Source organism: Verrucosispora sp. CNZ293 (genome assembly GCF_002754655.1).
The window spans coordinates 4,371,438-4,397,141 of the sequence record NZ_PEFR01000001.1 but is presented as its reverse complement, the minus strand read 5'-3'; the positions used below and the strand labels follow the sequence as shown (position 1 = coordinate 4,397,141).

General features: G+C 71.2%; 21 protein-coding genes and 1 pseudogene. 14 read left to right on the top strand and 8 right to left on the bottom strand.

The genetic code is table 11. The features are described from left to right. Positions 1–34: 34 nt before the first annotated feature. Both CLT74_RS19990 and acs read right to left on the bottom strand, forming a co-directional pair. Positions 35–2,440, bottom strand: a complete 2,406-nt coding sequence (locus tag CLT74_RS19990; RefSeq protein ID WP_099847887.1) for an immune inhibitor A domain-containing protein — start codon at positions 2,438–2,440, stop codon at positions 35–37. A gap of 268 nt (positions 2,441–2,708) precedes the next feature. After that, positions 2,709–4,703, bottom strand: coding sequence for an acetate--CoA ligase (acs, locus tag CLT74_RS19985; RefSeq protein WP_099847886.1), 1,995 nt, complete (start codon positions 4,701–4,703; stop codon positions 2,709–2,711). 277 nt (positions 4,704–4,980) lie between these two features. Between acs and CLT74_RS19980 the strand changes: the two genes are divergently transcribed. Continuing rightward, positions 4,981–5,724 carry an oxidoreductase gene (locus tag CLT74_RS19980; protein ID WP_099852438.1) on the top strand — a complete coding sequence of 248 codons (744 nt, stop codon included), beginning with the start codon at positions 4,981–4,983 and terminating at the stop codon, positions 5,722–5,724. Positions 5,725–5,767: 43 nt separating this feature from the next. Here CLT74_RS19980 and CLT74_RS19975 read toward each other — a convergent pair whose 3' ends face one another. The 3 genes from CLT74_RS19975 to CLT74_RS30870 form a co-directional block, all read right to left on the bottom strand. Then, positions 5,768–6,574, bottom strand: coding sequence for an HAD family hydrolase (locus CLT74_RS19975; RefSeq protein WP_099847885.1), 807 nt, complete (start codon positions 6,572–6,574; stop codon positions 5,768–5,770). A gap of 351 nt (positions 6,575–6,925) precedes the next feature. Next, on the bottom strand, positions 6,926–7,300 hold the full coding sequence (locus CLT74_RS19970; RefSeq protein WP_099847884.1) for a hypothetical protein: 375 nt from the start codon (positions 7,298–7,300) through the stop codon (positions 6,926–6,928). A 133-nt stretch (positions 7,301–7,433) separates the two neighbouring features. Further along, positions 7,434–8,321 carry a VHL beta domain-containing protein gene (locus CLT74_RS30870; protein WP_486582425.1) on the bottom strand — a complete coding sequence of 296 codons (888 nt, stop codon included), beginning with the start codon at positions 8,319–8,321 and terminating at the stop codon, positions 7,434–7,436. A 263-nt stretch (positions 8,322–8,584) separates the two neighbouring features. Between CLT74_RS30870 and ssd the strand changes: the two genes are divergently transcribed. The 7 genes and pseudogenes from ssd to CLT74_RS19930 all read left to right on the top strand — a co-directional run bounded on the left by ssd (position 8,585) and on the right by CLT74_RS19930 (position 14,052). Continuing rightward, positions 8,585–9,688, top strand: a complete 1,104-nt coding sequence (gene ssd / locus CLT74_RS19960; RefSeq protein WP_099847883.1) for a septum site-determining protein Ssd — start codon at positions 8,585–8,587, stop codon at positions 9,686–9,688. Then, positions 9,685–10,884: a TadA family conjugal transfer-associated ATPase gene (locus CLT74_RS19955; protein WP_099847882.1), complete on the top strand. Its 1,200-nt coding sequence runs from the start codon at positions 9,685–9,687 to the stop codon at positions 10,882–10,884. Before ssd ends, CLT74_RS19955 begins: the two co-directional genes overlap by 4 nt. Positions 10,885–11,426: 542 nt before the next feature. Continuing rightward, positions 11,427–12,227, top strand: a pseudogene (locus tag CLT74_RS19950) (type II secretion system F family protein); the annotation flags it as partial. A gap of 176 nt (positions 12,228–12,403) precedes the next feature. Continuing rightward, a complete protein-coding gene (locus tag CLT74_RS19945) occupies positions 12,404–13,084 on the top strand; it encodes a type II secretion system F family protein (protein WP_099847881.1) in 681 nt (226 codons plus the stop codon). Positions 13,085–13,106: 22 nt separating this feature from the next. Beyond that, positions 13,107–13,274, top strand: coding sequence for a DUF4244 domain-containing protein (locus CLT74_RS19940; protein ID WP_092381002.1), 168 nt, complete (start codon positions 13,107–13,109; stop codon positions 13,272–13,274). Positions 13,275–13,321: 47 nt separating this feature from the next. Continuing rightward, a complete protein-coding gene (locus CLT74_RS19935) occupies positions 13,322–13,639 on the top strand; it encodes a TadE family type IV pilus minor pilin (RefSeq protein WP_486582424.1) in 318 nt (105 codons plus the stop codon). Next, on the top strand, positions 13,636–14,052 hold the full coding sequence (locus tag CLT74_RS19930; RefSeq protein ID WP_099847879.1) for an Rv3654c family TadE-like protein: 417 nt from the start codon (positions 13,636–13,638) through the stop codon (positions 14,050–14,052). Before CLT74_RS19935 ends, CLT74_RS19930 begins: the two co-directional genes overlap by 4 nt. Positions 14,053–14,184: 132 nt before the next feature. On the opposite strand, the gene CLT74_RS19925 is transcribed toward CLT74_RS19930, so the two are convergent. The 3 genes from CLT74_RS19925 to CLT74_RS19915 all read right to left on the bottom strand — a co-directional run bounded on the left by CLT74_RS19925 (position 14,185) and on the right by CLT74_RS19915 (position 17,450). Beyond that, the gene (locus tag CLT74_RS19925; RefSeq protein WP_099847878.1) at positions 14,185–14,763 is read right to left on the bottom strand and encodes an LURP-one-related family protein; all 579 of its coding nucleotides are present in this window, start codon (positions 14,761–14,763) and stop codon (positions 14,185–14,187) included. A 70-nt stretch (positions 14,764–14,833) separates the two neighbouring features. After that, complete coding sequence (locus CLT74_RS19920; protein WP_099847877.1) at positions 14,834–15,040, bottom strand: hypothetical protein; 207 nt, start codon at positions 15,038–15,040, stop codon at positions 14,834–14,836. A gap of 106 nt (positions 15,041–15,146) precedes the next feature. Next, positions 15,147–17,450: a DEAD/DEAH box helicase gene (locus CLT74_RS19915; RefSeq protein ID WP_486582746.1), complete on the bottom strand. Its 2,304-nt coding sequence runs from the start codon at positions 17,448–17,450 to the stop codon at positions 15,147–15,149. 233 nt (positions 17,451–17,683) lie between these two features. Between CLT74_RS19915 and CLT74_RS19910 the strand changes: the two genes are divergently transcribed. The 6 genes from CLT74_RS19910 (at position 17,684) to topA (ending at position 25,645) form a co-directional block, all read left to right on the top strand. Then, positions 17,684–18,025, top strand: coding sequence for an STAS domain-containing protein (locus CLT74_RS19910; RefSeq protein ID WP_099847876.1), 342 nt, complete (start codon positions 17,684–17,686; stop codon positions 18,023–18,025). Next, positions 18,022–18,459: an ATP-binding protein gene (locus CLT74_RS19905; protein ID WP_099847875.1), complete on the top strand. Its 438-nt coding sequence runs from the start codon at positions 18,022–18,024 to the stop codon at positions 18,457–18,459. Before CLT74_RS19910 ends, CLT74_RS19905 begins: the two co-directional genes overlap by 4 nt. Before the next feature lie 290 nt (positions 18,460–18,749). After that, positions 18,750–21,128 carry a sodium-translocating pyrophosphatase gene (locus tag CLT74_RS19900; RefSeq protein ID WP_099847874.1) on the top strand — a complete coding sequence of 793 codons (2,379 nt, stop codon included), beginning with the start codon at positions 18,750–18,752 and terminating at the stop codon, positions 21,126–21,128. Between the two features lie 118 nt (positions 21,129–21,246). After that, the gene (locus CLT74_RS19895; protein WP_099847873.1) at positions 21,247–21,789 is read left to right on the top strand and encodes a hypothetical protein; all 543 of its coding nucleotides are present in this window, start codon (positions 21,247–21,249) and stop codon (positions 21,787–21,789) included. Then, entirely contained in the window at positions 21,780–22,550 is a 771-nt protein-coding gene (locus CLT74_RS19890; RefSeq protein ID WP_199172229.1) for a hypothetical protein, read from the top strand. The genes CLT74_RS19895 and CLT74_RS19890 overlap by 10 nt, the downstream gene beginning before the upstream one ends. A gap of 302 nt (positions 22,551–22,852) precedes the next feature. Then, the gene (gene topA, locus CLT74_RS19885) at positions 22,853–25,645 is read left to right on the top strand and encodes a type I DNA topoisomerase (protein ID WP_099847872.1); all 2,793 of its coding nucleotides are present in this window, start codon (positions 22,853–22,855) and stop codon (positions 25,643–25,645) included. Positions 25,646–25,704 lie beyond the last annotated feature (59 nt).

Sequence of the window (25,704 nt, the reverse complement as noted above, 5' to 3'; positions counted from 1 at the left end):
CCTGCCCGGGGCATCACGCCTGTTGCTCAGCGGATCAGGAGAAACGGACCTTTGTGTTGATGCCCTTCTGCTCCAGCACCTTGATCTTGGTACCGGTGGCCGGCAGCTTGACGCCGTGGTTCGGCAACTCCGGGAACCAGTACTGCTTGGTGTCGTCGAACAGCGGCTGCGCGGCCTGCCCACGGATGTACTGCGGCTGGCTGTTCAGGTGCAGCGTGAACGAGTCCGCCTTCTTCAGGCTGAACGGCGCGTCGTAGACCTGGATGCGGGCCCGCCAGGGCTGCCCGGTCAGGTTGTAGATCGGCCGCGGGTGGGCGTCGATGATCATGTTCCGGCCCTCGCCCGGGTGCGCGAACGTGTCGTTGTCCGCCCACCTGGTGTTCCAGTACGAGATCAGCAGCCCCTCCTGGTACGCGTAGTGGTCCACGTAGTCAGGCTTGGTGTTCTCGTACCCGAAGAAGTAGGGCCCGGTCTTGAGGTACTTGTCGTACGAGATGTACTGCCGGGTGCCCGCGATGTAGTAGTTCGCGAAGCTCCGGGTGTAGGTCTCCTCGACCACCTCGAACCCGCCGGCCAACGTCCAGCCGTCCGCGTCGGACTCCGCACCGTCGGTGAAGACGGTCTCGCCGTCGGCGGTCAGCGTCACCGCGTCACCGAAGAAGCCGCCCTCGGAGACACCACCGTCGGTCTGGTAGCGCAGCCGGAACGCGACGCTGTCACCGGCCACCTGGTCCAGCGGAATCTCGATGTCGACCCACTCGTCGTCGGAGGTGCCGTCCAGCGCGAACCGGCCGGGGGAGATCTCCTTGAGCGGCTCGCCGTCGGCGGTGCCCGGCTGCGACGTCCAGCTCTGCCCGCCGTCGACCGAGGTCTCGAAGAACAGGTAGTCGTAGTCCGCCTCGATGCTGTAGCGGCCCTTCATCGACAGGGTCGCCGAAGACTTCCCGGCCAGGTCGAACGTCCGGGTCATCGTGCTGTTGAGGTCGTCCGCGTTGCCGGAGAAGAACTGCTTGTCACCCTCGAACGGCGCGCCGTTGTCGAAGGTGTACTCCCGCTCGGGCAGCACCACCACGGCGGCCTGGGCCTGCTTGGTGTTGTACTCCTGCGGGCCGAGGGTCAGCGTCCGCTTCTGCCCGGCCACGATCACCTCGTAGTCGAGCCAACCGAGCTGGAGCTTGTTCCAGGCGCCGAGGTCACCGCCGCGTTCGCCGATGCCGCCGTCGTTCTTGGCGCCGAGGCGGCTCTGGGCCATCAGCGTCCAGTGCTCGTTGTTGTTGTCGCCGCCGCTGATGACGTTGTAGTCGTCCGGCAGGCCGAGGTCATGGGCGTACTCGTGGTAGAAGACGCTGCGACCGCCGTTCTCCGGCTGGATGGTGTAGTCACCGATCCAGATGCCGGTGCTGCCGATCTGGGTACCGCCCGCCGGGAAGTTCGACGGACCGGTGCGGCCCTGGTCGGAGGCGTACGCGTACCAGCGGTGGCTCCAGATGGCGTCCTCGCCCTGGATCGGGTCGCCGTCGGCCATGTCGCCACCGGCGTGCACGATCTGGAAGTGGTCGATGTAGCCGTCCGGCTCGTTGAAGTCGCCGTCACCGTCGTGGTCGTAGCGGTCCCACTGGTCCATCGCCCGGACGTCGGCCGCGATCTCCTCGTCGGTGCGACCGGCCGCCTGCTGGTCGGCGACCCATTTGTTGGCGGCGTCGCGTACCAGCGCCCAGACGTTGTTGCAGACGATCCCGTCGCACGGGTAGCCGCTGGAACGGCCGTAGCGGGCCTCGTTGTACTGGACCTTGACCCAGTCGGTGACCACACCGTCGACGCTGTACCGACCGGAGGACTGTGCCTCGTAGTACTGCTTCACCGACTCGTCGCCGGGGCCGGTACCGAAGTAGAGCTTCCGGTAGTGCTCGGCGTCGTAGTCCGCCTGCCAGACCGTCGAGTTGTCCACCGACCGGTCCGGCTCGGGAATCTCGTTGTGCAGTGGCCCGTCGAACTTCGTCGGGCCGGGGATCTTCGGATCGGTGTCCTGGTCGGGATAGTCGGGGTGCCGGTCGTTGCCGAACTCGGCGAGGATCACGAAGATCTGGTCGGTCTGTTCCCGGGACAGCTCGACGTACTGCTTCTCGGTGGGGCCCCGGCCGCCCTTGGTGGCCTTGGCGTTGCGACCGGCCGCACCGCCACGGGTGGCCCGCTCACCGACCTTGACCACCGTGCTGCCGTTGATCCGTTCTGCCTTGGCGCGGCCCGAGAGCACCTCACTGAGGCCCTCCTGGCGCAGGGCGCGGCGCTTGGCCTCCAGCGGGTTCGGTAGATCGTGCTCGGCGTGGGCGGGCTCCGCGATGGACGGGGCGGCCGCCGGCGTCTCCGGCTGTGGCGCGGCGGCGGCGGATGAGCCGACCGTCAGTCCTGTTGCCGTCAACGAGAGCCCGAGCAGACCCACTGCGACTTTCCGCACGTGGTACCTCCGGATTGAGGGAACCGGCCCGTCGGGGGTTGTGGGCCGGTGAAAAAGGCCCCCGTGAATGGGGCCAGTGGTGAACTTAGGCACCTGTGGGGCTGGTGGGAAGGGGTCAGGCCCAGATTTGTAGCAGATATTTTTTGGCAGGCGTTTTCACTGTCACATCTCGATCCGGTCGCGGCCTGCCGGAACATGACGAAGGGTGGCGGCCCGCTGCCGGACCGCCACCCTTCAGGTCGTACGCCTGTGCTCAGTCCTCGTCGGACTTGCCGCCGCTCATCCCGGACGAGATCAGGTCCATCACTGACGAGTCCTGCAACGTGGTCACGTCACCAAGCGAACGGTTCTCCGCCACGTCCCGCAGCAGCCGACGCATGATCTTGCCGGAACGGGTCTTCGGCAACTCCGGCACCAGCATGATCTGCCGGGGCTTCGCGATCGGTCCGAGCGTCTTCGCCACGTGGTTGCGCAGGTCGGCGATGAGCTGCTCGCCGGCCTCGCCGGAGATCTCGGTGCTCCCCCTCGGGATGGCGAACGCGACGATCGCCTGCCCGGTGGTCGGGTCGGTGGCACCGACCACCGCCGCCTCCGCCACCGACGGGTGCGAAACCAGCGCCGACTCCACCTCCGTGGTCGAGATGTTGTGCCCCGACACCAGCATCACGTCGTCGACCCGGCCGAGCAGCCAGATGTGCCCGTCGTCGTCCTTCTTCGCACCGTCACCGGCGAAGTAGATCCACGGGTCGTCGGCGTCGCCGGTGGCCCCCGCGCCGAACCGCGACCAGTACGTCTCGATGAACCGGTTGTCGTCGCCCCAGATGGTGCGCAGCATCGACGGCCACGGCTCGCGTAGCACCAGGTAACCGCCACCGCCGTTGGGCACCGACTGGCCCTGGTCGTCCACCACGTCGGCGACGACGCCCGGCAGCGGAGTCATCGCCGAACCGGGCTTGGCGGCGGTCACGCCCGGCAACGGCGAGATCATCATGCTGCCGGTCTCGGTCTGCCACCAGGTGTCCACGATGGGCAGCTCACCGTGCCCCACGTGCTGCCTGTACCACATCCAGGCCTCGGGGTTGATCGGCTCGCCGACACTGCCGAGCAGCCGCAGCGAGGAGAGGTCGTACTCGGCCGGGATCTCCTCACCCCACTTCATCATGGTGCGGATCAACGTCGGCGCGGTGTACAGGATGGTCACCCGGTACCTGTCGACGATCTCCCAGAAGCGGCCCTTGTGCGGGGTGTCCGGGGTGCCCTCGTACATCACCTGGGTCACACCGTTGGAGAGCGGACCGTAGACGATGTAGGAGTGGCCGGTCACCCAGCCGATGTCCGCCGTGCACCAGTAGATGTCGGACTCCGGCTTCAGGTCGAAGACCGCGTGCGAGGTGTACGCCGCCTGGGTCAGGTAACCGCCGGTGGTGTGCAGGATGCCCTTCGGGCGGGCGGTGGTGCCGCTGGTGTAGAGGATGAACAGCGGATGCTCGGCGTCGAACGACTGCGCGGTGTGCTCGGCCGACGCCTGCTCCACCACCTCGTGCCACCAGTGGTCCCGCTCGGACCAGCCCACCTCCTCACCGGTACGCCGAACCACCAGGACATGCTCGATCGACGGGCAGTTCGCCACCGCCTCGTCGACTGTCGGCTTGAGCGCGGACGGCTTGCCCCGCCGGTAGCCACCGTCGGCGGTGATCACCACCTTCGCCGAGGCGTCCTGGATCCGGTTGGTAAGCGACTCGGCGGAGAAGCCGCCGAAGACCACGCTGTGCGTGGCGCCGATCCGGGCGCAGGCCAGCATCGCGACCGCGGCCTCCGGGATCATCGGCAGGTAGATCGCCACCCGGTCACCAGCGGTCACCCCGAGGTCGGTGAGCGCGTTCGCCGCCTGGCAGGTCATCCGGTGCAGGTCGGCGTAGGTGATGGTGCGGCTGTCGCCGGGCTCGCCCTCCCAGTGGATGGCCACCTTGTCACCCCGGCCGGCCTCCACGTGCCGGTCGAGACAGTTGTACGCCACGTTCAACTGCCCGCCCACGAACCACTTAGCGAACGGCGGACGGGACCAGTCCAGCACCTGGTCCCACTGCTTGGTCCAGGCCAGCCGGGCGGCCTGGCGCGCCCAGAAGGCGAGCCGGTCGTCCGCCGCCTCGGCGTACGCCGCCTCGGTGACGTTGGCGTCGGCGGCGAGTTCGGCCGGCGGCGGGAACTGGCGCGTCTCGTTCAGCAGATTGGCCAATGCCTCGCTCATGCCCGCACTCCGCTTCGCTTCGTGCCGGCATGAGGGACCAGCGCGCTGCATTGATGATTCGCTCGCTGCCGCTCGCTCATGCGGTGACTCCTCGTCGCTCGGGTGACCTGGGTCTCTCCCGGGCAGGTTAGTCGCGGCGGCCGAGCGAGGCGACCGATCCCCCGCGCCCCCGTCGCCAAACGGCCCGTCCCACGCGCCAAGGTGCAGAGCAGTGGCGGGGATCGCGTTGCCGGCCACTCACGCTCGGGTACACCGGCATCGCCGCTACCGTGACTGGGTGACCGCCGATCCGCTCGCGCCGCTGCTCGACCTCGCCGACATCGCCACCGCCGTGGAGCGCGCCCGCGACCGGTTCGACGGTGCCCTCGGCCACCGGGCGTTGCGCCGCCATGGCGGCCAGGTCGCCGCCGAGGTGAGTCTGCGCTCCGCGGTGGCCAGCGCCGGGCTGGAGGGCCACGACCACGAACGGGAGACGGTACGCGCCGGCACCGTCACCGAACCTGTGCTCCAGGGCGCGCTGCGGGTGGCCGGAGCCCTGCCCGGGCTCAGCGAACTCTGGCCGAAGGCACCCCGGCAGGTCTTGGCGAAGCTGCACGTGCTCGCCGCCCGCGAGGTGGTCACCGAAGCCGAACTGGGTCGCCCGATCGACGACCCGGTGGTCGCCGCCCGGCTCGACGGACTGGCCGCGCTGGTGGCCGGTGGCACCCAGGTCACCCCGCTGGTGCTGGCCGCCGTCGTGCACGGTGAACTGCTCAACCTACGGCCGTTCGCCGGCCCGTCCGGCGTGGTGGCCCGGGGCGCGGCCCGGCTCGTCCTGCTCTCCAGCGGATTCGATCCACGCGGCCTGCTCGCCGTCGACGTCGGGCACCGCGAGCGTGAGCCGGAGTACGTGGGTGCGGCCGGCGCCTTCGCCACCGGCACCCCCGACGGGCTGCGCTCCTGGCTGCGCCACTACATGTCCTCCGTCGAGGTGGGTGCCGACCAGCTCACCGCGATCGGGGACGAGATCCTGGCCGCCTGACCGGCGCACGTACGCGCACCTGGTCGGCCTGGTGCACAGCTGGTCAGGCCGGCGAGGCGCTGGCCCGGGTGCGGCGGTGCCGGCCGTACCAGGCGATGCCGATCGCCACCCCGACACCCACGCCGAGGGCGGCCGCGGCGACTGGAACGGCGGGCCGCTCACGCAGTCGCCGGCCCAACGGGATCGGGTGCCGGAACTCAAGCACCGGCCAGGCGTTCTCCACCGCCAGCCGGCGTAGCTGCCGGTCCGGGTTGACGACTGTCGGACGACCCACGCACTCCAGCAACGGCCGATCGCTGTACGAGTCGGAATAGGCGTACGAGTCGGCCAGGTCGTAGTCGCGCTCGGCGGCGAGTTCGCTCACCGCCTCGACCTTGCTGGGACCTGCGGCGTAGAACTCGACCTCACCGCTGTACCGACCGTCGACCACACCCATCCGGGTGGCGATCACGTCGGTCACCCCGAGCAGCGCGCCGATGGGACGCACCATCTCCTCGCCGGACGCGGAGACCAGCACCACGTCCCGACCGGCAGCCTGGTGCTCCTCGATCAGCGCGGCGGCCTCCGCGTACACATAGGGGTTGATCAGCTCGTGCAGCGTCTCCGCGACGATCTGGCGGACCTGCTCCACCGGCCACCCCTTACAGAGGGTGGCAAGATAATCGCGAGTCCGGGCCATGGTCTGCTCGTCGGTGCCGCCCAGCCGGAACATCAGCTGTGCGTACGCCGACTTGACCACGTCACGTCGCGTGATCAGACCGTCCCGGTAGAACGGCCTGCCGAACGCCAGGGCGCTCGACTTGGCGATGACGGTCTTGTCCAGATCGAAGAAAGCGGCACTTCGGCCCACGGCGCGAAAGTCTAGCCCGATGGTCTATGGTCGGCGGGTGCCCGGGGGCTGAAGAGCACTCGGACCTGCGAGTCGGCCCTCCACCCGCCTGCGAACAGTGACCGCGGTCACACGCTGCGAACAGGATTTCGCAGGGAGTGGAGGTTACACCACTCGACGTACACAGGTCCCCTCAGGCAGACTTGTTCACAGCACGAGCATTCATCGCTCGTACAACTGGCAGACCCTCGGCGGTTGCACCCCCCGTGACCGCTGAGTGGGTTCGGCTCGACCCCCCCGGAGCCGAACCTTCAGACGACCCCCGTCTCCCCCCGACGGGGGTCGTCCCTTTGCGCCAGGGCCTTGGTTCGGTCAACGCGGGTGGTAGACCACCGCGCGACTCATACCCCAGACCGGACGGATCGACGCGGCGATGCGTCCGCGGTCATTGAGGTCTACCACTTCGCCCCCGGTGCTGACTCCGGCGAGGCTGAGGTCGTGCAGGACAAGGTCGCCGAGGTTGATCATCCGACCGTTGCGCCAGAGGAATCCGTGGTAGATGCCGGCCGCGTCCTGGGCGCGGCCGACCACGTCACCGCGGTCGTTCATGGCGGTGGCGTAGCTGCTGTCGCCACCGAGCGTGCCGAGGTCCACCGCACGGTAGTCGGTGCGGGCGGGTGACACGGCGGCGGTGGGTGCGGCCGTCAGGGCGGCCGTGAGGAGTGCCATGGCGAGGATGGACGGCATGGGACGGCTCCCTCCGGAGCGTGGCCGGCGAAAGGTGCGCCCAGCGTAGGCGCGTCCCGCCGCTCCGTCAGGATGCTGTCACCCAGCGGACAGCCTCACCGGGCGCTACGCACGGCAGTCGGTCGCACCAGGGTTACCTGATCACGGCGCGGGCGGGGGTACGGGTCGGTTCGAAGCAGACCAGGGCGCGGCCTCGACGGTCGGTCACCACCCAGGGGTGTCCGACGTACGTGTGCTGCCGGTACGACTCGCGCGGTTGCAGCACGGCGTACTGCCTCCGGTGCCCACGGTGGTCCAGCCAGTAGACGATCACCGATCGCTGGCGGAGGTTCACGAACTCGATGCTCGTCTCGCTGCCACCGCTGAGCGAGCGCAGGTCATGTTCCCGCCATGCCGGTAGCGGGGTCAGGTGCGCCGGTTCGGGTGGTCGGGTGGTCGGTGGCGGGCCTGCTGACCGGCTCGGCGACGGGGTCGGGCGGGCGCTCGGCTTGGGCGGCACGGTCGACGAGGGGGGTTGGGTGGCCGACGGGATCGGTGTCGCCCGGCGGCTCAGTTGTGGCCGGGAGGAGGAGACACCTCCGACCGACGACGAGGCGGCCGGGGTGGACGGCGACAGCGCGCCGGCGGAGGCGACACCGTCCAGGTTGGACCCGGGGCCGCCCGGTTGCGGCGGGATCCAGTCCGACGGCACGTCCGGCGCCGCGACGGTCGGGGGTTCGGTCGCCGGCCAGAGCGCGGTGAACATGAGGCCGAGCACAGCGGCGGCGAGGCCCGCGAGCATCAGCCGGTGCGACATCCGGCCGGGAGCGCGGTGGGCGGGCCCGAGGGCGACAACCGACTCGCGTACGGGCGGGGGTGGGGTGACCGGCCCGTCGTCGCCTGCGGCCGGTGCCGGTGGCAGCGCGCGCGGGACCGGACGCGCCGGCAGTTGCCTGGCGCGGGAGCGCGGGTCGAACAGCCAGGGGCCGACCCGCAGCCTCGGCTCGACACGGGGAGGTTCGTGTTCTGGCGATTGAGTCATGACCTCGATCCGGCGAGGAATGCCGTTCGGCCGACGGCACAGGACGTCGATTATGCGTGGTGCACCTCACGTCCCGCCATGGGTGTTGGGGGTCGAGATAGGTGCGATGTGCGGACCGTCCACATAACAGATCAACGACCGTTGTGGGCGTTGTCCACAGAACGCTTCGTTGTCCACAGGCCGGCCGCCTGGGGCGGCGTACGGGGTGGCAACGGCGGCAGGGTTCGACCCAGTGAACCCGCGCCGACCGCTTGGAGGCCGCGATGCCACCCCGTACCTCCCTCCCACCGGACCGGCGCCTGCCGCTGGTCGTCACCTCGGACGGTGATCTGCTCGACGACCTGCTCCGGCTCGCTGCCGCCGGAGGAGTCGAGGTGGAGGTCGCCGCCGATCCGGCGGCTGCCCGCACCCGCTGGCGATCTGCTCCGCTGGTTCTCGTCGGCAGTGACCAGGCGCAGTCCTGCCTGCGGGCGCGGCTGCCCCGGCGTTCCCGGCTGGTTCTGGTGGGGCGGTCCGGCGATGTCGAGTCAGGTTGGCAGGTGGCCGACCTGCTCGGTGCCGAACACGTGGCCGTGTTGCCGGCGGCCGAGCCGTGGCTGGTTGACCGGTTCGCCGACTGCGAGGTCGAGGGCGCGGCCACCGCCCAGGCCCGAATGGTGGCGCTTGTCGGCGGTCGGGGCGGCGCGGGTGCCAGCATCCTCGCCGGTGGCCTCGCCGTCACCGCTGCCCGAGCCCGGCTGCGGACCTTGCTGCTCGATGCCGACCCGCTGGGCGGTGGGCTGGATCTGGTGCTCGGTTGGGAGCAACTTGAAGGGCTGCGCTGGCCGGCGCTCACCGGAGCCGATGGGCGGGTCGACGCGCCAGCCCTGGTGCGAGCGTTGCCCAGCCGTGGTGATCTGGTGGTGCTCTCCTGGGACCGGGGTGACCTGGTCGCCGTGCCGGCCGAGGCGGTGGCCGCCACCTTGGACGCCGCCCGGCGGAGCCGGGACTTCGTGGTGGTCGACCTGCCCCGGCAGCTCGACGACGCCGCGGTGACCGCGCTTCAGGCTGTCGACCGGGCGTTCGTGGTGGTGCCGGCTGAACTGCGGGCGACCGCCGCCGCGGCCCGGGTGGTCGCAGCGGTGGCCCCGCACTGTCACGACCTGTCCGTCATCGTGCGAGGTCCCGCTCCCGGTCGACTGCGAGCCACCGAGGTCGCCAGGGCACTCGGCCTGCCGCTGGCCGGTTCCCTGCGGCCGGAGCCCGGGTTGTGCCGCGGACTGGAACGGGGTGAGGCCCCGGCGGCCGGTGGGCGCGGGCCGCTGGCCGAGCTCTGCCAGCGGATCGTCTCCGACCTCACCGGCCAGCCCGTGGCGGGTGCGGCATGACGGGGGAGAATCTCGCGGCCCGGGTCCGGCAGCGGATCGCCGCCACCACCGCGCCTGTCACCCCGGCCGCGATCGTCTCTGCGGTACGCGCCGAACCCGACGCCGCAGTACTCGGTGACAACGCCCTGCTGCGGATCGCCGACCGGGTACGCGACGACCTGGTGGGCGCCGGTCCGCTGGCTGTGCTGCTGGCCGACCCCGAGGTGACTGACGTGTTGGTGAACGGGGCGCGGGTGTGGGTCGACCGTGGGCAGGGGCTGCACCAGGTCCCGGTGCCGGTGGGCACTCCGGACGACGTGCGTCGTCTCGCGCAGCGGCTCGCGGCCGGTGCCGGCCGCCGGTTGGACGACGGCTCACCGTGCGCCGACGCGCGGCTGGCCGACGGTACGCGGCTGCACGCGGTGTTGCCGCCGGTGGCGACCGACGGGCCCTACCTGTCGCTGCGTACCTTCCGACAGCGGCCGTTCACCCTTGACGAACTGGTGGCCCAGGGTGCGGTGGCCCGGCCGGTGGCACCGATGCTCGCTGCCGTGGTGGCGGCCCGGCTCGCCTACCTGGTGATCGGTGGCACCGGCTCCGGCAAGACGACCCTGTTGAACACGCTGCTCGGGCTGGTACCGAGCACCGAGCGGATCGTGCTGGTCGAGGACGCCGCCGAGTTGCGGCCGGTGCATCCGCACGTGGTGGGCCTGCAGACCCGCACCGCCAATGTGGAGGGATCTGGTGCCGTCGGCCTGAGCGAGCTGGTCCGCCAGGCGCTGCGGATGCGACCCGACCGGCTTGTGGTCGGTGAGTGTCGGGGCGGGGAGGTGGTGGATCTGCTGGCCGCCCTCAACACCGGCCACGAGGGCGGCGCGGGGACCCTGCACGCCAACACTCCGTCGGACGTACCGGCCCGGCTGGAGGCGCTCGGCCTGCTCGGCGGGCTACCGCGTCCAGCGCTGCACGCACAGGTGGCGGCGGCGCTCCAGGTGGTGTTCCAGATTCGCCGCACGCCGCAGGGCCGGGTGCTGGAGTCCATCTGCCTGCTGCTGCCGGAAGGGTCCGATCGGCTGGTCACCGCCGTACCCGCGTGGATTCGAGGTCGGGGGCTCGGCCTGGCCGCTCGGGCGCTCGGCACGTTGATCCGCAACCGCGACGTGCCGGTGCCGCCGATCCTGTGCGAGCCCTGGCCGGTGTCGGCGGTGTCGTCATGAGCGGGGCGTGGTGGTGGGCGGTGGCGGTGTCGCCGGTCCTGGCGGCAGTCCTGACGTATCGGATGCGTGGTCGGCTGTCGTCGAGGTGGTCGGTGGACGGTGGGAAGGCGGCCGACGAGCAGCTTGTCGCGTGGGTCGTTGCGCTCCGGGAGGCGGGTGGTCAGCGTGACGGCCAGGGGCCGGAGGGCCTGTGTCGGAGTGCTCCGGAGCCGACAGGTGTCGGGTGGCCTGCGGTGACGGCTGTGTCCGGGTTCGGCGATGCGCGGGTGGCGGTGCCGTTGCCGCGGCAGAGTGATCCGGCGGTGCGGGTCGCGCGGCGGGTCGGGCCGAGTGTCGTCGGCGAGCGAAGCGTCCCGGCAGGGAGCGACCCGCTGGCCCGGTCCGCCGGCTCAACCTGCACGGCGCGGCGTCCGGCCGGTGTTCGGCTGTCGGTGCGCGGTTCCGGGTCACCAACCTCGTCGGTCGCGGGCCATCCGTCCAGATCGCCGGCCTCCCCGATCGCCGGGCCGGTGTCGAGGCCACCGACAGCGCCGACCGCGTCCCGTCCGGCGGGGCCACGGGGAAGCCGACGGCCGGGTCGGCCCGGTGGCGTACCCGGTGGTGTCGTACCGGGACCAGCACCCGTCGTCGCGGAGCCGACGACACGGTTGATCCTGGTGTTGACCTGCCTGCTCGGTGCAGCGGTCGGTGGCCTGCTCGCCGGTCCCGTGGCGGCAGTGGCTCTGGGTGCTTACGGCACGCTCGGGGCGCGGGCGATGCGCCGCCGGGCAATTGTGGGCCGGGCCGCCCGGGACCGCCGGGAGCGGCTGGATCAGCTCTGCGCCCTGGCCGGGGACCTGCGGGTCGGTCTGCCGGTACCGGTGGCCGCACAGGTGCTGACCAGCCCGTTCCCGGGCTTCAGCGCGGCTGCGCGGCAACCGGACGAGGCCGTCGCCGACGACGGCCCGCCCGTCGGGTCCGAGCAGCGCCGGCCGGACCGGCCGGCATCCGGTTCGGCTGAGGATCGGCTCGGGCGACTGGCCGGGGCTGCGGTGCGGCTGGCCGAGCGTACCGGGGCGCCGCTTGCCGACCTGGTGGAGCGGATCGAAGCTGACGCCAGGTCGACGGACCGAGGGCTGGCCGCAGCCATGGCCCAGGCGTCCGGGGCCCGGGCCACCGCCTGGTTGCTGGCGGCCCTGCCGCTCGGCGGGATCGGTCTGGGTTACGGAATCGGGGTGGACCCACTTCAGGTTCTGCTGCACACCCCGGTTGGTGGCGGATGCGCCATCGCCGCCGTGGGCCTTCAGGCGGTCGGGTTGCTCTGGGCGGAGCGGCTCGCGGCCACCTCGGGTGGGGACAGCTGATGCCCGGGACATCCCTGGTCGCCGGTGGTCTGGCCGGGGTCACCCTGATCGCCGTGTTCGCGGTCGGCAGGTACCGGCCCCGACGCCGGTTTCGCCGGCTGTCCAGACCCGTCGGGGTCGGCCGGACCGGTAGGCGGTGCTGGCGTTCGGTGGCGCGACGGACAAGGTCACGTGGGATGCCACCGGCCGTACTGCGGGACGGGCGAGCTGACGAAGCCCCGGCACGGGTCTCAGCGGCCCCGCCACCGGGGTCCGTTCAGCGGAGGCCGGACCTGGTTCGGCTCGCCGCCGGGTTGTCCGGGCTGGCGGTGGCGGTGCTTGTCGGAGGATGGGCCGGCCCGGTGGCGGCGGTGCCCACTGCGGTGCTGCTGGACCGATTGCTCCGGCGGATCGAGCCGCCGGCCGTCCGTCGTCGTCGGCTGCGCGCCGCAGCCGACCTGCCACTCGCCGCTGACCTGCTGGCGGCGGCGTTGCGGGCCGGTGCACCCGTGGAACGCTCGGTGCTGGCGGTGGCCGACGCACTCGGCGGGCCGCTGGGCCGCCACCTCGCCCGGGTCGGCCGGACGCTGCAACTCGGCGGCGGCCCCCAGGAAGCGTGGGCGCATCTGGCGGCGGTACCGGGAGCCCATCGGGTGGCCACCGCCGCGATCCGCTCGGCGAGCAGCGGGGCCGCGCTGGCCGGCGCGCTCACCCGGCTCGCCGACGACCTGCGAGCGGACCGGGCGGTCGCGCTTGAGACGGCCGCCCGCCGGTCGGGCGTGCTGATCGTGCTGCCGCTGGGCCTGTGTTTCCTGCCCGCCTTCATTCTCGCCGGTCTGGTGCCGGTGATCGTCGCCGTCCTCGGCGACGTGCTGTGACCCATCGAGAAAGGACGAACACATGCGCAGAATCCTCGCCCGCCTCCGCGGTGACGCCGGGATGAACACAGCGGAGTACGCGGTCGGCACGCTCGCCGCGGTGGCCTTCGGCGGTGTCCTGCTCAAGGTGCTGACCTCCGACGGCGTGCAGTCCGCGTTGACCGCTGTCATCGACCGGGCACTGAAGTGACCGGGCGCCGGCGGGCCGGCCACGACCGGGGCTCGTTCACTGCCGAGATGGCGGCCGGCCTGCCGGCGCTGGTGCTGCTCCTGCTCACCGGGCTGACCACGATCAACGCGGTGAGCACCAAGGCTGCCTGCCTGGACGCCGCCCGGGAGGCGGCGCTCGCCGCGGCCCGGGGAGAGGCGGGTGTCACCGTCGGCGGCGGACGAGCCCCGGAGGGCGCGGAGGTGGACGTGGTCTTGGACGGTGCGCACGTCCGGGTGACGGTCCGCGCCTCCGTTCGTACCCTCGGCGCCGACCTGCCCGCGATCAGCGTCGTGGCCACGGCCGTCGCGGCGGTCGAACCGGGCTTGCCGGAGCCGCAGCCATGAGCGTCGTCGCGGCTGGCTCTGCCATCGCCGCCCGAGGGCGCGGCCTACACGCCCGACGAGCGGTCGGGGACGGTGAGCGGGGTGGGGCCACGATCTGCCTGCTCGGGGTGGGGCTGCTGTTCGTGGTGGCAGGTCTCTTCGGCGCCGGGGTGGGTGCGGCCCGGGTGGCGCGACAGCAGGCAGGGGTCGCCGCTGATCTCGGTGCCCTCGCGGGTGCCGCTCGGGCCCTTCAGGACGAGCCGGTCGCCTGCGCCCGGGCAGCGGAACTGGTCGCCGCGAACCAGGCCCGGCTGGTGTGGTGCCGCCTCGACGGGCTGGACGTGCTCGTCACCACGGAGGTGATCGTGGCTCCGCTACCGGGAATGACCCGGACGGCCAGGGCCACCAGCCGGGCCGGCCCGCTGCGTGGCTGACCGGGTACCAGCGGCGACGCGATGCCCCGGTAGCGCACCGATCCCGGGGTGGCGGGTAGGCCGGCCCGCTCGGCGTGGTGGTCGAGCGGGCCGGGCCCGGGCCGTGGTTGAACGCTGGAGCCGGGCCTGGCGTCAGCGGCCCTGGAGGGCGTCGAGGGCGACCGCCATGGCGATCACCAGGCGACGGTCGATCTGCGGGTGCTGGATCTCGACGACGTACCTGTCACGCAGACCCCACTTCTTGACCACGGTGAAGACGGGCTGGCCGTCCGCGACGAAGTCGAAGTGGTACGGCAACCAGGACAGCGAGTCGACGAACCGGCGGAGCAGCGCCACCGGCATGCTGCGCTCCTGACCTGTGACGTTCGGCAGGCCGGCCTGCTCGACGTGCCAGGTCGAGCGGAGCAGGGACTGCGCGAAGTCCTTCCGGAACAGGCCGATAGGGGTGCCGGCGTGGTCGGTGACGTCGTACGTGGCACCGAGATCGAGGCGCTGGCGCGCCTTGAAACCGAGCAGCGGCTGCTGCTTGGCCTCGTCGGCGTAGATCGTCACCTGCTCCTTGAAGGCGAGCCGCTTCTGCTGGGCGAACGCCAACAGGCCGCCCTCGGAACCGTCAGGCGCGACACTGTGCACCTCGTACTGGTTGACCATGAATCGCACCCGCTGGCGGATGTGGAACTGCCGCTGCGCCTGCAAGCTGTCGAGCTGCATGAGAACTCCTCAACTGTGGTGCGCCGGAGTGTCGCACAGCCGGACAACGGCTGCCTCCAGGGACCGCGGGTCAGCGGATGCCGTCGGCGGCCGACCGGTGCGTCATGGTGGTCAACAACTGCTGGATGGTGCGCAGGCGTTCGTTGATCTGATCCAGCCGTTCGGCCTGGGCCAGGGTGGCTAGCGCGGTGCCCAGCGCGATCTGCTGGTTGATGTCGAGCTTCTCCTGGTCAATGGTGTAGAGCAGGTCGACGGTCTCGGCGATGGTGTCGGCCACGGCCTCTCCTCCATGCTGGCAAAGGACAACGAACAGCAAGCACGACGCTCGATGGAAGCGCTCCCATCATCATTGCCCGCCGGCCCCGGTTTTCATACCCGGACGGTCACTCCGGCAGGTTGGCGAGCACCACGTCGAGCACCCGGATGGCGTCCGGCTTGGACAGCGGATTGTTGCCGTTGCCGCACTTGGGTGACTGGACACAGGATGGGCAGCCGGCCTCGCAGCCGCACTCCGCGATCGCGTCGCGGGTGGCCCGTAGCCAGGACGCCGCCATGCCGTACGCCCGCTCCGCGAAGCCCGCACCCCCCGGATGGCCGTCGTAGACGAATACGGTCGGGGCGTCGGTGTCGGGGTGCACCGCCGTGGAGAGCCCGCCGATGTCCCACCGGTCGCAGGTGGCGACCAGGGGCAGCAGCCCGATCGCGGCGTGTTCGGCCGCGTGCAGTGCCCCCGGTACGTCGGCCGGATCCACCCCGGCGGCGGTGAGCGACTCGGGGGAGAGGGTGAACCAGACGGCGGCGGTACGCAGCTCGCGCGCCGGCAGGTCCAGTGGGCGGGTGTCGATCACCTCGCCGGTGGCGATCCGTCGCCGCTGGTAGGAGACCACCTGGCTGGTCACGTCCACCTCACCGAGGAAGAGGCCGACCGGCCCGGCGTCGACGTAGGAGCGCACCGAGACCACCGACAGGGCGGTGACGTCGCGGGCGTGGGTGGACCAGTCCGGCTCCTCGGGGTGCACCAGCGCGCATCCGTCGTCGAGGTCCAGCGAGTCGACCACGTACGACACGCCCTGGTGCAGGTAGACCGCTCCGGTGTGCAGCAGGAAGTGTGAGGAGCCGCCGTCGACGGTGCCGAGCAGCCGGCCGGTCGCCGCCTCCACCACGCAGACCGGGGCGCCGCCCTCGCCGCGCAGATCCACAGCGGGCCGTTCCCGGTGCCGCCAGTACCAGCCGGTCGGTCGTTGCCGTAGCGCGCCCGCCTCGACAAGCGCCGCCACCGCCTCCTTGGCGCCGTCACCGAAGAGGTCCAGGTCGGCCGGGGTCAGCGGGGCCTCGGCCGCCGCGCAGGCCAACTGCGGGCCGAGCACGTACGGGTTGGCCGGGTCGAGCACTGTCGCTTCAACGGGGGTGCCGAAGACCGCCTCCGGATGGTGCACCAGGTAGGTGTCCAGCGGGTCGTCCCGGGCCACCAGCACCGCGAGGGCTTCCTGGCCGGAGCGTCCGGCCCGGCCCGCCTGCTGCCAGAGCGAGGCCCGGGTGCCCGGATAGCCGCAGATCACGACCGCGTCCAGCCCGATCAGGTCCACCCCCAGCTCCAGGGCATTTGTCGAGGCCAGCCCGAGCAGGTCGCCGTGCAGCAGCGCCCGCTCCAACTCGCGGCGTTCCTCGCGCAGGTAGCCGGCCCGGTACGCGGCAACCCGGTCACCGAGGCCGGGTACCGCCTCGTCGAGGCTGCGCCGGGCGCTTGTCGCCACCACCTCGGCGCCCCGCCGGGAGCGGACGAAGGCGAGCGTGCGTACTCCGGCGGCGACGGTGTCGGCGAGCAGGTCGGCGGTTTCCCGCAGCGCCGACCGGCGGACCTGGGTCAGATCGGACCCGGTGGCCGGCTCCGGACCGGCGGCGGACGGGTCCGGGGGAAGCAGCGGCGGTTCCCAGAGGGCGAAGGTGACGCCCGCGCGCGGCGAGGTGTCCTCGGTGATGGCCGCCACCGGCAGGCCGGTCAGCCGGCCGGCCGCCGCGGCCGGGTCGCCCGAGGTCGCCGACGCCAGCACGAACGTCGGTCCGCCGGCGCGCCCGTACCTGGCGCACTGCCGCCGCAGCCGGCGCAACACGTGGGCGACGTGCGAACCGAACACACCCCGGTAGACGTGGCACTCGTCGACCACCACGTACGCCAGCCGGCGCAGAAAGCCGGACCACTGGGCGTGCCCGGGCAGGATGCCGTGGTGCAGCATGTCGGGGTTTGTCAGCACGAACCGGGAATGCCGGCGGATCCACTCCCGCTCGGCGCGCGGGGTGTCACCGTCGTAGCAGGCCGGGCGCACGCCCTCGATCTCCAGTGCGGCGACGGCGCGTAACTGGTCGGCGGCGAGCGCCTTCGTCGGTGCCAGGTAGAGCACCGTGGCGCGCGGGTCGGCGAGCAGCGTGGCCAGCGCCGGCAGTTGGTACGCCATCGACTTGCCGGAAGCGGTGCCGGTGGCGACGACGACGTGCCGGCGGTCGTACGCCAGACCTGCCGCGTCGGCCTGGTGCTGCCACGGCGTTGTCACGCCGCGTCGGGCGTACGCCGCGCGCAGGCCCTCAGGTGTCCAGGACGGCCACGGTGCCGGTACCCCGACGCGGGGCGGCACCCGCTCGATGTGGGTGACCGGATCGGCGGGGTGTCGCTGGCGTAACCGGCGCAGCAACTCTCCGGGCGACGCGACCGGTGGGCCGGTCGGAACGGCATCGGTGGGGCGCTCGGGGCCGCTGCCGGTGGATACGGTGGCTGCCGAGGTCACGTCCTGCACTCTCGCACTGGTGTACGGAAATTGGAAATCGGCGTGCCGGGTACAGATGGACCTGGCCCGGTGAGTCGTCCGCCCGCCCCCGGGGTAGTGGTTAGATGCCAACAGAGTTCACGGCTGCCTGAGGAGGACGGATGGAGCTGTCGCTGGCGACCCGCACCGTGGGTGAGCACACGGTGCTCGAGGTCGGCGGTGAGGTGGACGTCTACACCGCCCCCCGGCTGCGCGAACGGCTCCTGGAACTGATCGACGCCGGGGCCCGGCACGTGGTGGTCGACCTGGGTCGGGTGGACTTCCTCGACTCCACCGGGCTGGGCGTGCTGGTCGGCGCGCTCAAGCGGCTGCGTACCGCGGACGGCACCTTCGCCCTGGTCTGCGACAAGGAGCCCCTGCTCAAGATCTTCCGGATCACCGCGTTGGACCAGGTCTTCCCGCTGTATCCGACGGTCGAAGCGGCGACCGGCGCCGGCCAGTGATGGCGACGGTCCGGCTCTCCTTCTCACCCGCGCCGGTGCACGTGCGTACCGCCCGGCTGGTCGGCGTCGCGGTGGCCCGGCGGGCGGGGGTCCGCGAGGACCTGCTCGACGAGGTGCGCCTGGCCATCGGCGAGGCGTGCACCCGGGCGGTGGCCCTGCACCGCCAGTACGGCGTCGTCGAGCCGGTGCTCGTGGAGATGTCCGACTCCGGGGCGTACTCGGTGCGGGTGGTGGACCGGGCGCCTATCGAGGCGAGCATCGGTCTGGCCGCGCTCGACGCCGATCAGTTGGCCAACGAGTCGCTGAACGAGGACGACCTGACCACAGGTGTCGGGTTCGCCCTGCTCGCCGGGTTCGTCGAGGATCTTCAGGTGCGGCCCGTCGACGAGGGCATCGGCACCGAGGTGCGAATGGTCTGGCCGCTCAACCGCTGAGCGCTGGGGCGACCCGCTGCCGCAGGATGGATCGGTTCCTATATCAGATTTCGGTTAATAACACAGCGACAGAGATCATCCAGACCCGCCGCCACCTCGGTGTGACCTCGAACACTGGAGAGGGCTAGAGTACGCGGGTTGTCAGCAAGTGATCCACCCGGCAGCCAGCACAGATGGGCGTGGAGTCGCTGGTTCGCCGGGTGGATCGGCGCGCGCTTGCGAATTCGCATCCAGGCGCCGGACGGTGCGTCTCCACCGGCCGGCGCGTTGTTCGGCACAGGAGGACACAGATGTCCGACACCTTGGCCGCCGAGGGCGGCGGGATCTCCCTCACCGGAGCCAATGTCACGTACGTCGTCATCGCCGCGGTGATCGCGCTGGTCGCGCTCGCCTTCGCCGCCGCGTTGACGAAGACGGTGCTGGCTGCCGGTAAGGGCACCACAAACATGCAGGAGATCTCCGGGGCCGTGCAGGAGGGCGCCTCGGCCTACCTGCTCCGGCAGTTCCGGACCCTGGCGATCTTCGTGGTGATCGCCGTGGTCCTGCTGTTCCTGCTGCCGGTGCACAACACCGAGGGCAGCGAAGTCGCGGTGAAGATCGGTCGCTCGCTCTTCTTCGTGGTCGGCGCCGTGTTCAGCGCCTTCATCGGTGGCGCGGGCATGTGGCTGGCGACCCGGGCCAACCTGCGGGTGGCGGCCGCCGCCCGGGAGCGTGAAGGTGGCCGCGAGTCGGCCATGAAGATCGCCTTCCGGACCGGTGGCGTGGTCGGCTTCCTCACCGTCGGCCTCGGCCTCTTCGGTGCCGCGCTTGTCGTACTGATCTTCCGGGGTGACGCGCCGACGGTGCTTGAGGGCTTCGGCTTCGGCGCCGCGCTGCTGGCCATGTTCATGCGGGTCGGTGGTGGCATCTTCACCAAGGCCGCCGACGTGGGCGCCGACCTGGTCGGCAAGGTGGAGCAGGGCATCCCGGAGGACGACCCGCGCAACGCCGCCACCATCGCCGACAATGTGGGCGACAACGTCGGCGACTGCGCCGGCATGGCTGCCGACCTCTTCGAGTCGTACGCGGTCACCCTGGTCGCCGCGCTGATCCTGGGTCGGGCCGCGTTCGGCACCGACGGGCTGGTGCTGCCGCTGATCATCTCCACGATCGGTGTGCTGGTCGCCATCATCGGCGTCTTCATCACCCGGCTGCGCGCCTCCGACCGCAATGCCCTGACCGCGATCAACCGCGCCTTCTACCTCTCCGCGCTGATCTCGGCGGTGCTGGTCGCGGTGGCAACGTTCGCCTACCTCCAGCCCACCTGGGCGGCGCAGCTCGGTGACGACTGGCGGGAGACGCTCAACGTCAACGGCGGAGATCCGCTCTTCGGTCCGCGCGGTGTGGTCATCGGCGCGGTCGTCATCGGCATCGTGCTGGCCGCCGCCATCCAGGCGCTCACCGGCTACTTCACCGAGACCAACAGGCGCCCGGTGCAGGACATCGGCAAGAGTTCGCAGACCGGCGCGGCAACCGTCATCCTCGCCGGCATCAGCGTCGGCCTGGAGTCGGCGGTCTACTCGGCGCTGCTCATCGCCGCCGGTGTCTTCGGCGCCTTCCTGCTGGGCGGCGGCTCCATCACGCTCTCGTTGTTCGCCGTGGCGCTGGCCGGTACCGGTTTGCTCACCACCGTCGGCGTGATCGTCGCGATGGACACCTTCGGCCCGATCTCCGACAACGCCCAGGGCGTGGCCGAGATGTCCGGCGACATCGACGAGCACGGCGCCCGTACGCTCACCGAGCTGGACGCCGTCGGCAACACCACAAAGGCGATCACCAAGGGCATCGCGATCGCCACCGCGGTGCTGGCCGCGACGGCGCTGTTCGGCTCCTACACCGACACGCTGCGCACCGCGTACGCCGACGCGGGTGTGGGCGACGTCAACGACATGATCCTCAACGCGTTGAACGTGTCGAACCCGCAGAACCTGGTCGGCCTGATCATCGGTGCGGCTGTGGTGTTCCTCTTCTCCGGTCTGGCCATCAACGCGGTCTCCCGTTCGGCGGGTGCCGTGGTGATGGAGGTCCGCCGGCAGTTCCGTGAGCTGCCCGGCATCATGGACCGCACCCAGCGTCCGGAGTACGGCAAGGTTGTCGACATCTGCACCCGGGACGCGCAGCGCGAGCTGATGACTCCCGGCCTGCTGGCCATCCTGGCGCCGATCGCTGTCGGCTTCGGCCTCGGGCCCGGCGCGCTGGCGTCGTACCTGGCCGGTGCGATCGGTGCCGGCACGCTGATGGCTGTCTTCCTGGCCAACTCCGGTGGTGCCTGGGACAACGCCAAGAAGATGGTCGAGGACGGCGCGTACGGCGGCAAGGGCTCCGAGGCGCACGCCGCGACGGTCATCGGCGACACCGTCGGTGACCCGTTCAAGGACACCGCCGGCCCGGCGATCAACCCGCTGCTCAAGGTGATGAACCTGGTCGCGCTGCTGATCGCGCCGGCCGTGGTGGCCTGGAGCGTGGGCGACGACCGCAACGTGGGCCTGCGGGTCACCATCGCCGCGGTGGCGACGGCGATCATCGTCGCGTCGGTGGTGTTCAGCAAGCGCAAGGGCATCGCCATGGATGACGACACCGACAGCGGTACCGGCACTGCGGACCCCCGTCCGGAGTCGATCAAGGCCTGACGGGTAGGACACACCGGTCCCCGGTTGGCAACGTCTGCCGGCCGGGGACCGGTCGCCGCTCCGGACCCGGTACCGATGACCGGTGCCGACCGGGAAGAGAAGCCGTACGCTGCAACGCATGCGTACGTGCCGGGCGGCAGCCGCCGGAAAGTTCACGGTGGTCCTGGCCACGCTGATGATGTTGGTCGCCTGCGGCTCCAGCGGCCCCAGTCCGCGGGCCTGGGCCGCCTCGGTCTGCTCGGCGCTCACCCCCTGGCGGGCCGAGATCAGCAAGTTGACCAACAGCACCGATCAGCAGATGACCGCGCAGACCACCCCGGCACAGGCCAAGGAGAACCTGGTCCGACTCTTCGGCGGCGCCGAGCAGGCCAGCGAGACCGCCCGGCGCAAGGTGGAGCAGGCCGGAGTCCCCGAGGTCGAGCACGGCGAGGAGGTCTCCGCCGGCTTCCGCGCCTCGCTCGCGTCGATGCGGGACGCCTACGGCCGGGCCCGGACCACCATCGACGGTCTGGGTACCGGCGAGGCCAGCACCTTCTACGACGGTGTCCAGGCCGCCGTGGAAACGCTCCAGCAGGAGTACGACGCGAGCGCGCTGGACACCAGCCGACTCGACTCCGAGGAGTTGAAGCGCGCCTTCGACGAGGTACCCGAATGCCGGTGAGCGGTTCCGGCGAGACACCGGCGGCGCAACAGCTGCCGGTGTCCTTCCCACCGCCCGTCGAGACGCCACAGGCGTCGCGCCGCCGTCGGCTGGCCGGCCGTCGGCCCACCTCCGTCGACCCGCCGATCGACGGCGACTCCCCGGCCGACCCGACGGCGTCACCGGCCGACGCGACCGCCACCGACCGGCAACTTGTCTTCTTCGGCGCGGAGACCGGTGAACCCTCGGTGGCCGACCTCGCCGGCCTGCTCGCCGGCCCGGGTGAGGTGCACCGGATGGGCGGCACAGCCCGGTTGTCGGTGGTGGTGGCCGCCGCGTGGCGGGTGCACGTGCTCATCGGTGAGCTGGCCCAGCGGGGTGTCCGGAGCAACTGGGCACCCACCGAGGACCAGCGCTACGCGGTACGCACCGCGTACACCCGGACGCTCGTGCCCCTCGCGGCGGCCTGGCTGCGCGGCCCGACGCAGCATCCGCCCCGGGGGTTCCAGCTCGACGGCCGGCGGCTGCGTCTCTGGCTCGCCGCGGCCGGAGTGGCCGATCCGCCCGACTTCCTGCTCCACCTCGGTGGCAGCGACCCGGCGCGGTGGGCCGTGGTCGGTGCCGCCCTGGCCGCGGCCGGGCTGACCGGCGACCTGATCGAGGCGGGACCGGGTGGTCCCGCGTACCGGATCATGGGCAGCCGCGGCACCCGGCGACTGGCCGAGCTGGTCGGTGAGCGCCCGCCCGCGAGCCCGCCCACGGCCTGGCCGAGCCGGGTCTGACGGTCGGCGCGGCTGTCCGATGGGAGACAGCCGGGTGTCCGGGAACACAGGGAGAATCGGCCGGGTTTGACCTTCACCGAGGGGCTGCCATGGTCACAGTGGCCCGCTCGGCACCCTACCCAGGGTGTACGGTGACGCCGTCCGGCGTGACCACAGATCGTCCGGGGCGGATTGCCGCCCGCGAAACCGGAAACACGGGCGGCGCGTTACGTTGGACATCCGGACCGCCGGGAACCGGTGGGACGAGTGCGCCCTAAGCCGGCCAGGCGCGGCCATTGAGTGGGAATGAGGTCGAAACAGACGTGCCGAGCAACGCTGGAACCACCCGTCTGGTCATCGTCGAGTCTCCGGCGAAGGCCAAGACGATCTCGGGCTACCTGGGCCCGGGGTACGTCGTGGAGGCCAGCTTCGGGCACGTCCGTGACCTGCCCCGCAACGCCGCCGACGTGCCGGCGAAGTACAAGGGCGAGGCGTGGGCGCGGCTCGGCGTCGACGTCGACAACGGCTTCAACGCCCTCTACGTCGTCTCCGCCGACCGCAGGCAGCAGATCAGCAAGCTGACCAAGCTGGCCAAGGAGGTCGACGAGATCTTCCTGGCCACGGACGAGGACCGCGAGGGCGAGGCGATTGCCTGGCACCTGGTGGAGACACTCAAGCCCAAGGTGCCGGTCCGGCGGATGGTCTTCCACGAGATCACCAAGCCGGCGATCCAGGCGGCGGTGGCCAACCCCCGCGAGATCGACAGGGATCTCGTGGACGCCCAGGAAGCCCGACGCATCCTCGACCGGCTCTACGGCTACGAGGTCTCCCCGGTGCTGTGGAAGAAGGTCATGCCGAAGCTCTCGGCGGGCCGGGTGCAGTCCGTGGCCACCCGCATCGTGGTCGAGCGGGAGCGGCAGCGGATGGCCTTCCGCACCGCCGAGTACTGGGACATCCTGGCCACCCTCGCGGTGACCAACCCCGGTGAGGGGCCGCGCAGCTTCAACGCCACACTTGTCGCGTTGAACGGCGACCGGATCGCCACCGGCAAGGATTTCGAGCCCACCACCGGCCGGGTCCGGCCCGGTGCCGGCGTGGTCCACCTCGACGAGGGCGGGGCCCGAGGGCTCGCCGCCCGCCTTGAGGGCCGGCCGTTCACCGTCACCCGGGTCGAGGAGAAGCCGTACCGGCGTCGCCCGTACGCGCCGTTCATCACCTCCACCCTCCAGCAGGAGGCGGCCCGGAAGCTGCGGTTGTCGTCGCAGCAGACGATGCGCACCGCGCAGCGGCTCTACGAGAACGGCTACATCACCTACATGCGTACCGACTCGGTGAACCTGTCGGACACCGCCATCGCCGCGGCCCGCCGGCAGATCGTCGAGCTGTACGGCGAGCGCAGCGTGCCGCCGGAGCCGCGCCGCTACACCGGCAAGGTGAAGAACGCGCAGGAGGCGCACGAGGCGATCCGCCCGGCGGGGGACAACTTCCGCACCCCGGGCGACGTGGCCAAGGAGTTGTCGGCCGAGGAGTTCAAGCTCTACGAGCTGATCTGGCGGCGCACCATCGCCTCGCAGATGACCGACGCGGTCGGCTCCAGCGTCTCGGTGCGGATCCGGGCGACCACCTCCGGCGGCGAGGAGGCCGACTTCGGCGCCACCGGCAAGACCATCACCGACCCGGGCTTCCTGCGTGCGTACGTCGAGTCCAGCGACGACGAGAACGCCGAGGCCGAGGACGCCGAGCGCCGCCTGCCGAACCTGGTCAAGGACCAGCCGCTGACCGCCGACCAGCTGGCCGCGCAGGGTCACCACACCCAGCCGCCGGCCCGCTACACCGAGGCGTCGCTGGTCAAGGCCCTGGAGGAGCTGGGCATCGGCCGCCCGTCGACCTACGCGTCGATCATGCAGACGATCCAGGACCGGGGGTACGTCGTCAAGCGCGGCCAGGCGATGATCCCGTCGTTCCTGGCGTTCGCGGTGATCGGGCTGATGGAACGGCACTACCCGCGCCTGATCGACTACGACTTCACCGCCAGCATGGAGAACGAGCTGGACGAGATCGCCGGTGGCGACCACGCGGCCGTCGACTTCCTCACCGCGTTCTACTTCGGCACCACGAACGGTGCCGGAGACCAGGACATCGCCCGCTCCGGCGGGTTGAAGAAGCTGGTCACCGAGAACCTCAGCGACATCGACGCGCGCAGTGTCAACTCGATCCCGCTCTTCACCGACGACGAGGGGCGTGAGGTGGTGGTGCGGGTCGGCCGGTACGGGCCGTACCTGCAGCGCCAGGTGCCCGGCGAGGAGCAGGCACCCGCCGCGGAGGGCGAGGAGGGCACCACCCCGGGCGACCGGGCGCCGATCCCGGAGGGGCTGGCGCCGGACGAGCTGACCCCGGAGAAGGTGCACGAGCTGTTCCTCGGCGGCGGCGGCGAACGCAAGCTCGGCGACGACCCGGCGACCGGGGAGCCGATCCTGCTCAAGTCCGGCCGGTTCGGCCCGTACGTGGCAAGTGGCGAGCGCAAGTCGTCGCTGCTGCGCTCGCAGTCGCCGGATTCGCTCACCCTCGACCAGGCGCTCAAGCTGCTCAGCCTGCCCCGGCTGATCGGGGTCGGCCCGGACGGCGCGGAGGTGTTCGCCAACAACGGCCGCTACGGCCCGTACGTCAAGCGTGGTGACGAGTTCCGCTCGCTGGACTCGGAAGACAAGATGTTCACCGTCACGCTTGACGAGGCCCTGGCGTTGCTTGCCGCACCGAAGGCCCGCCAGCGGCGAGCCGCCGCGCCGCCGCTGCGGGAGATGGGCGCCGACCCGCTGACCGAGAAGCCGCTTGTCATCAAGGACGGCCGGTTCGGCCCGTACGTCACCGACGGGGAGACGAACGCCTCGCTGCGGCGCGGCCAGACGCCCGAGGAGTTGAGCCTCGAGGAGGCGTCCGAGATGCTCGCCGAGAAGCGGGCGAAGGGCCCGGCCCCGAAGAAGAAGGCCGCCGCCAAGAAGGCCCCGGCCAAAAAGGCCACCGCCAAGAAGGCCACCGCCACCAAGTCCACCAAGGCCACCGCCAAGAAGACCCCCGCCGCCAAATCCACCCCGGCCAAAGCCCGCACCACCGACTGACCGCGCCGAATCTTGGTCCGAAAACGCCCCCTGCGGGGCGCTCGCGGACCAAGATCTGC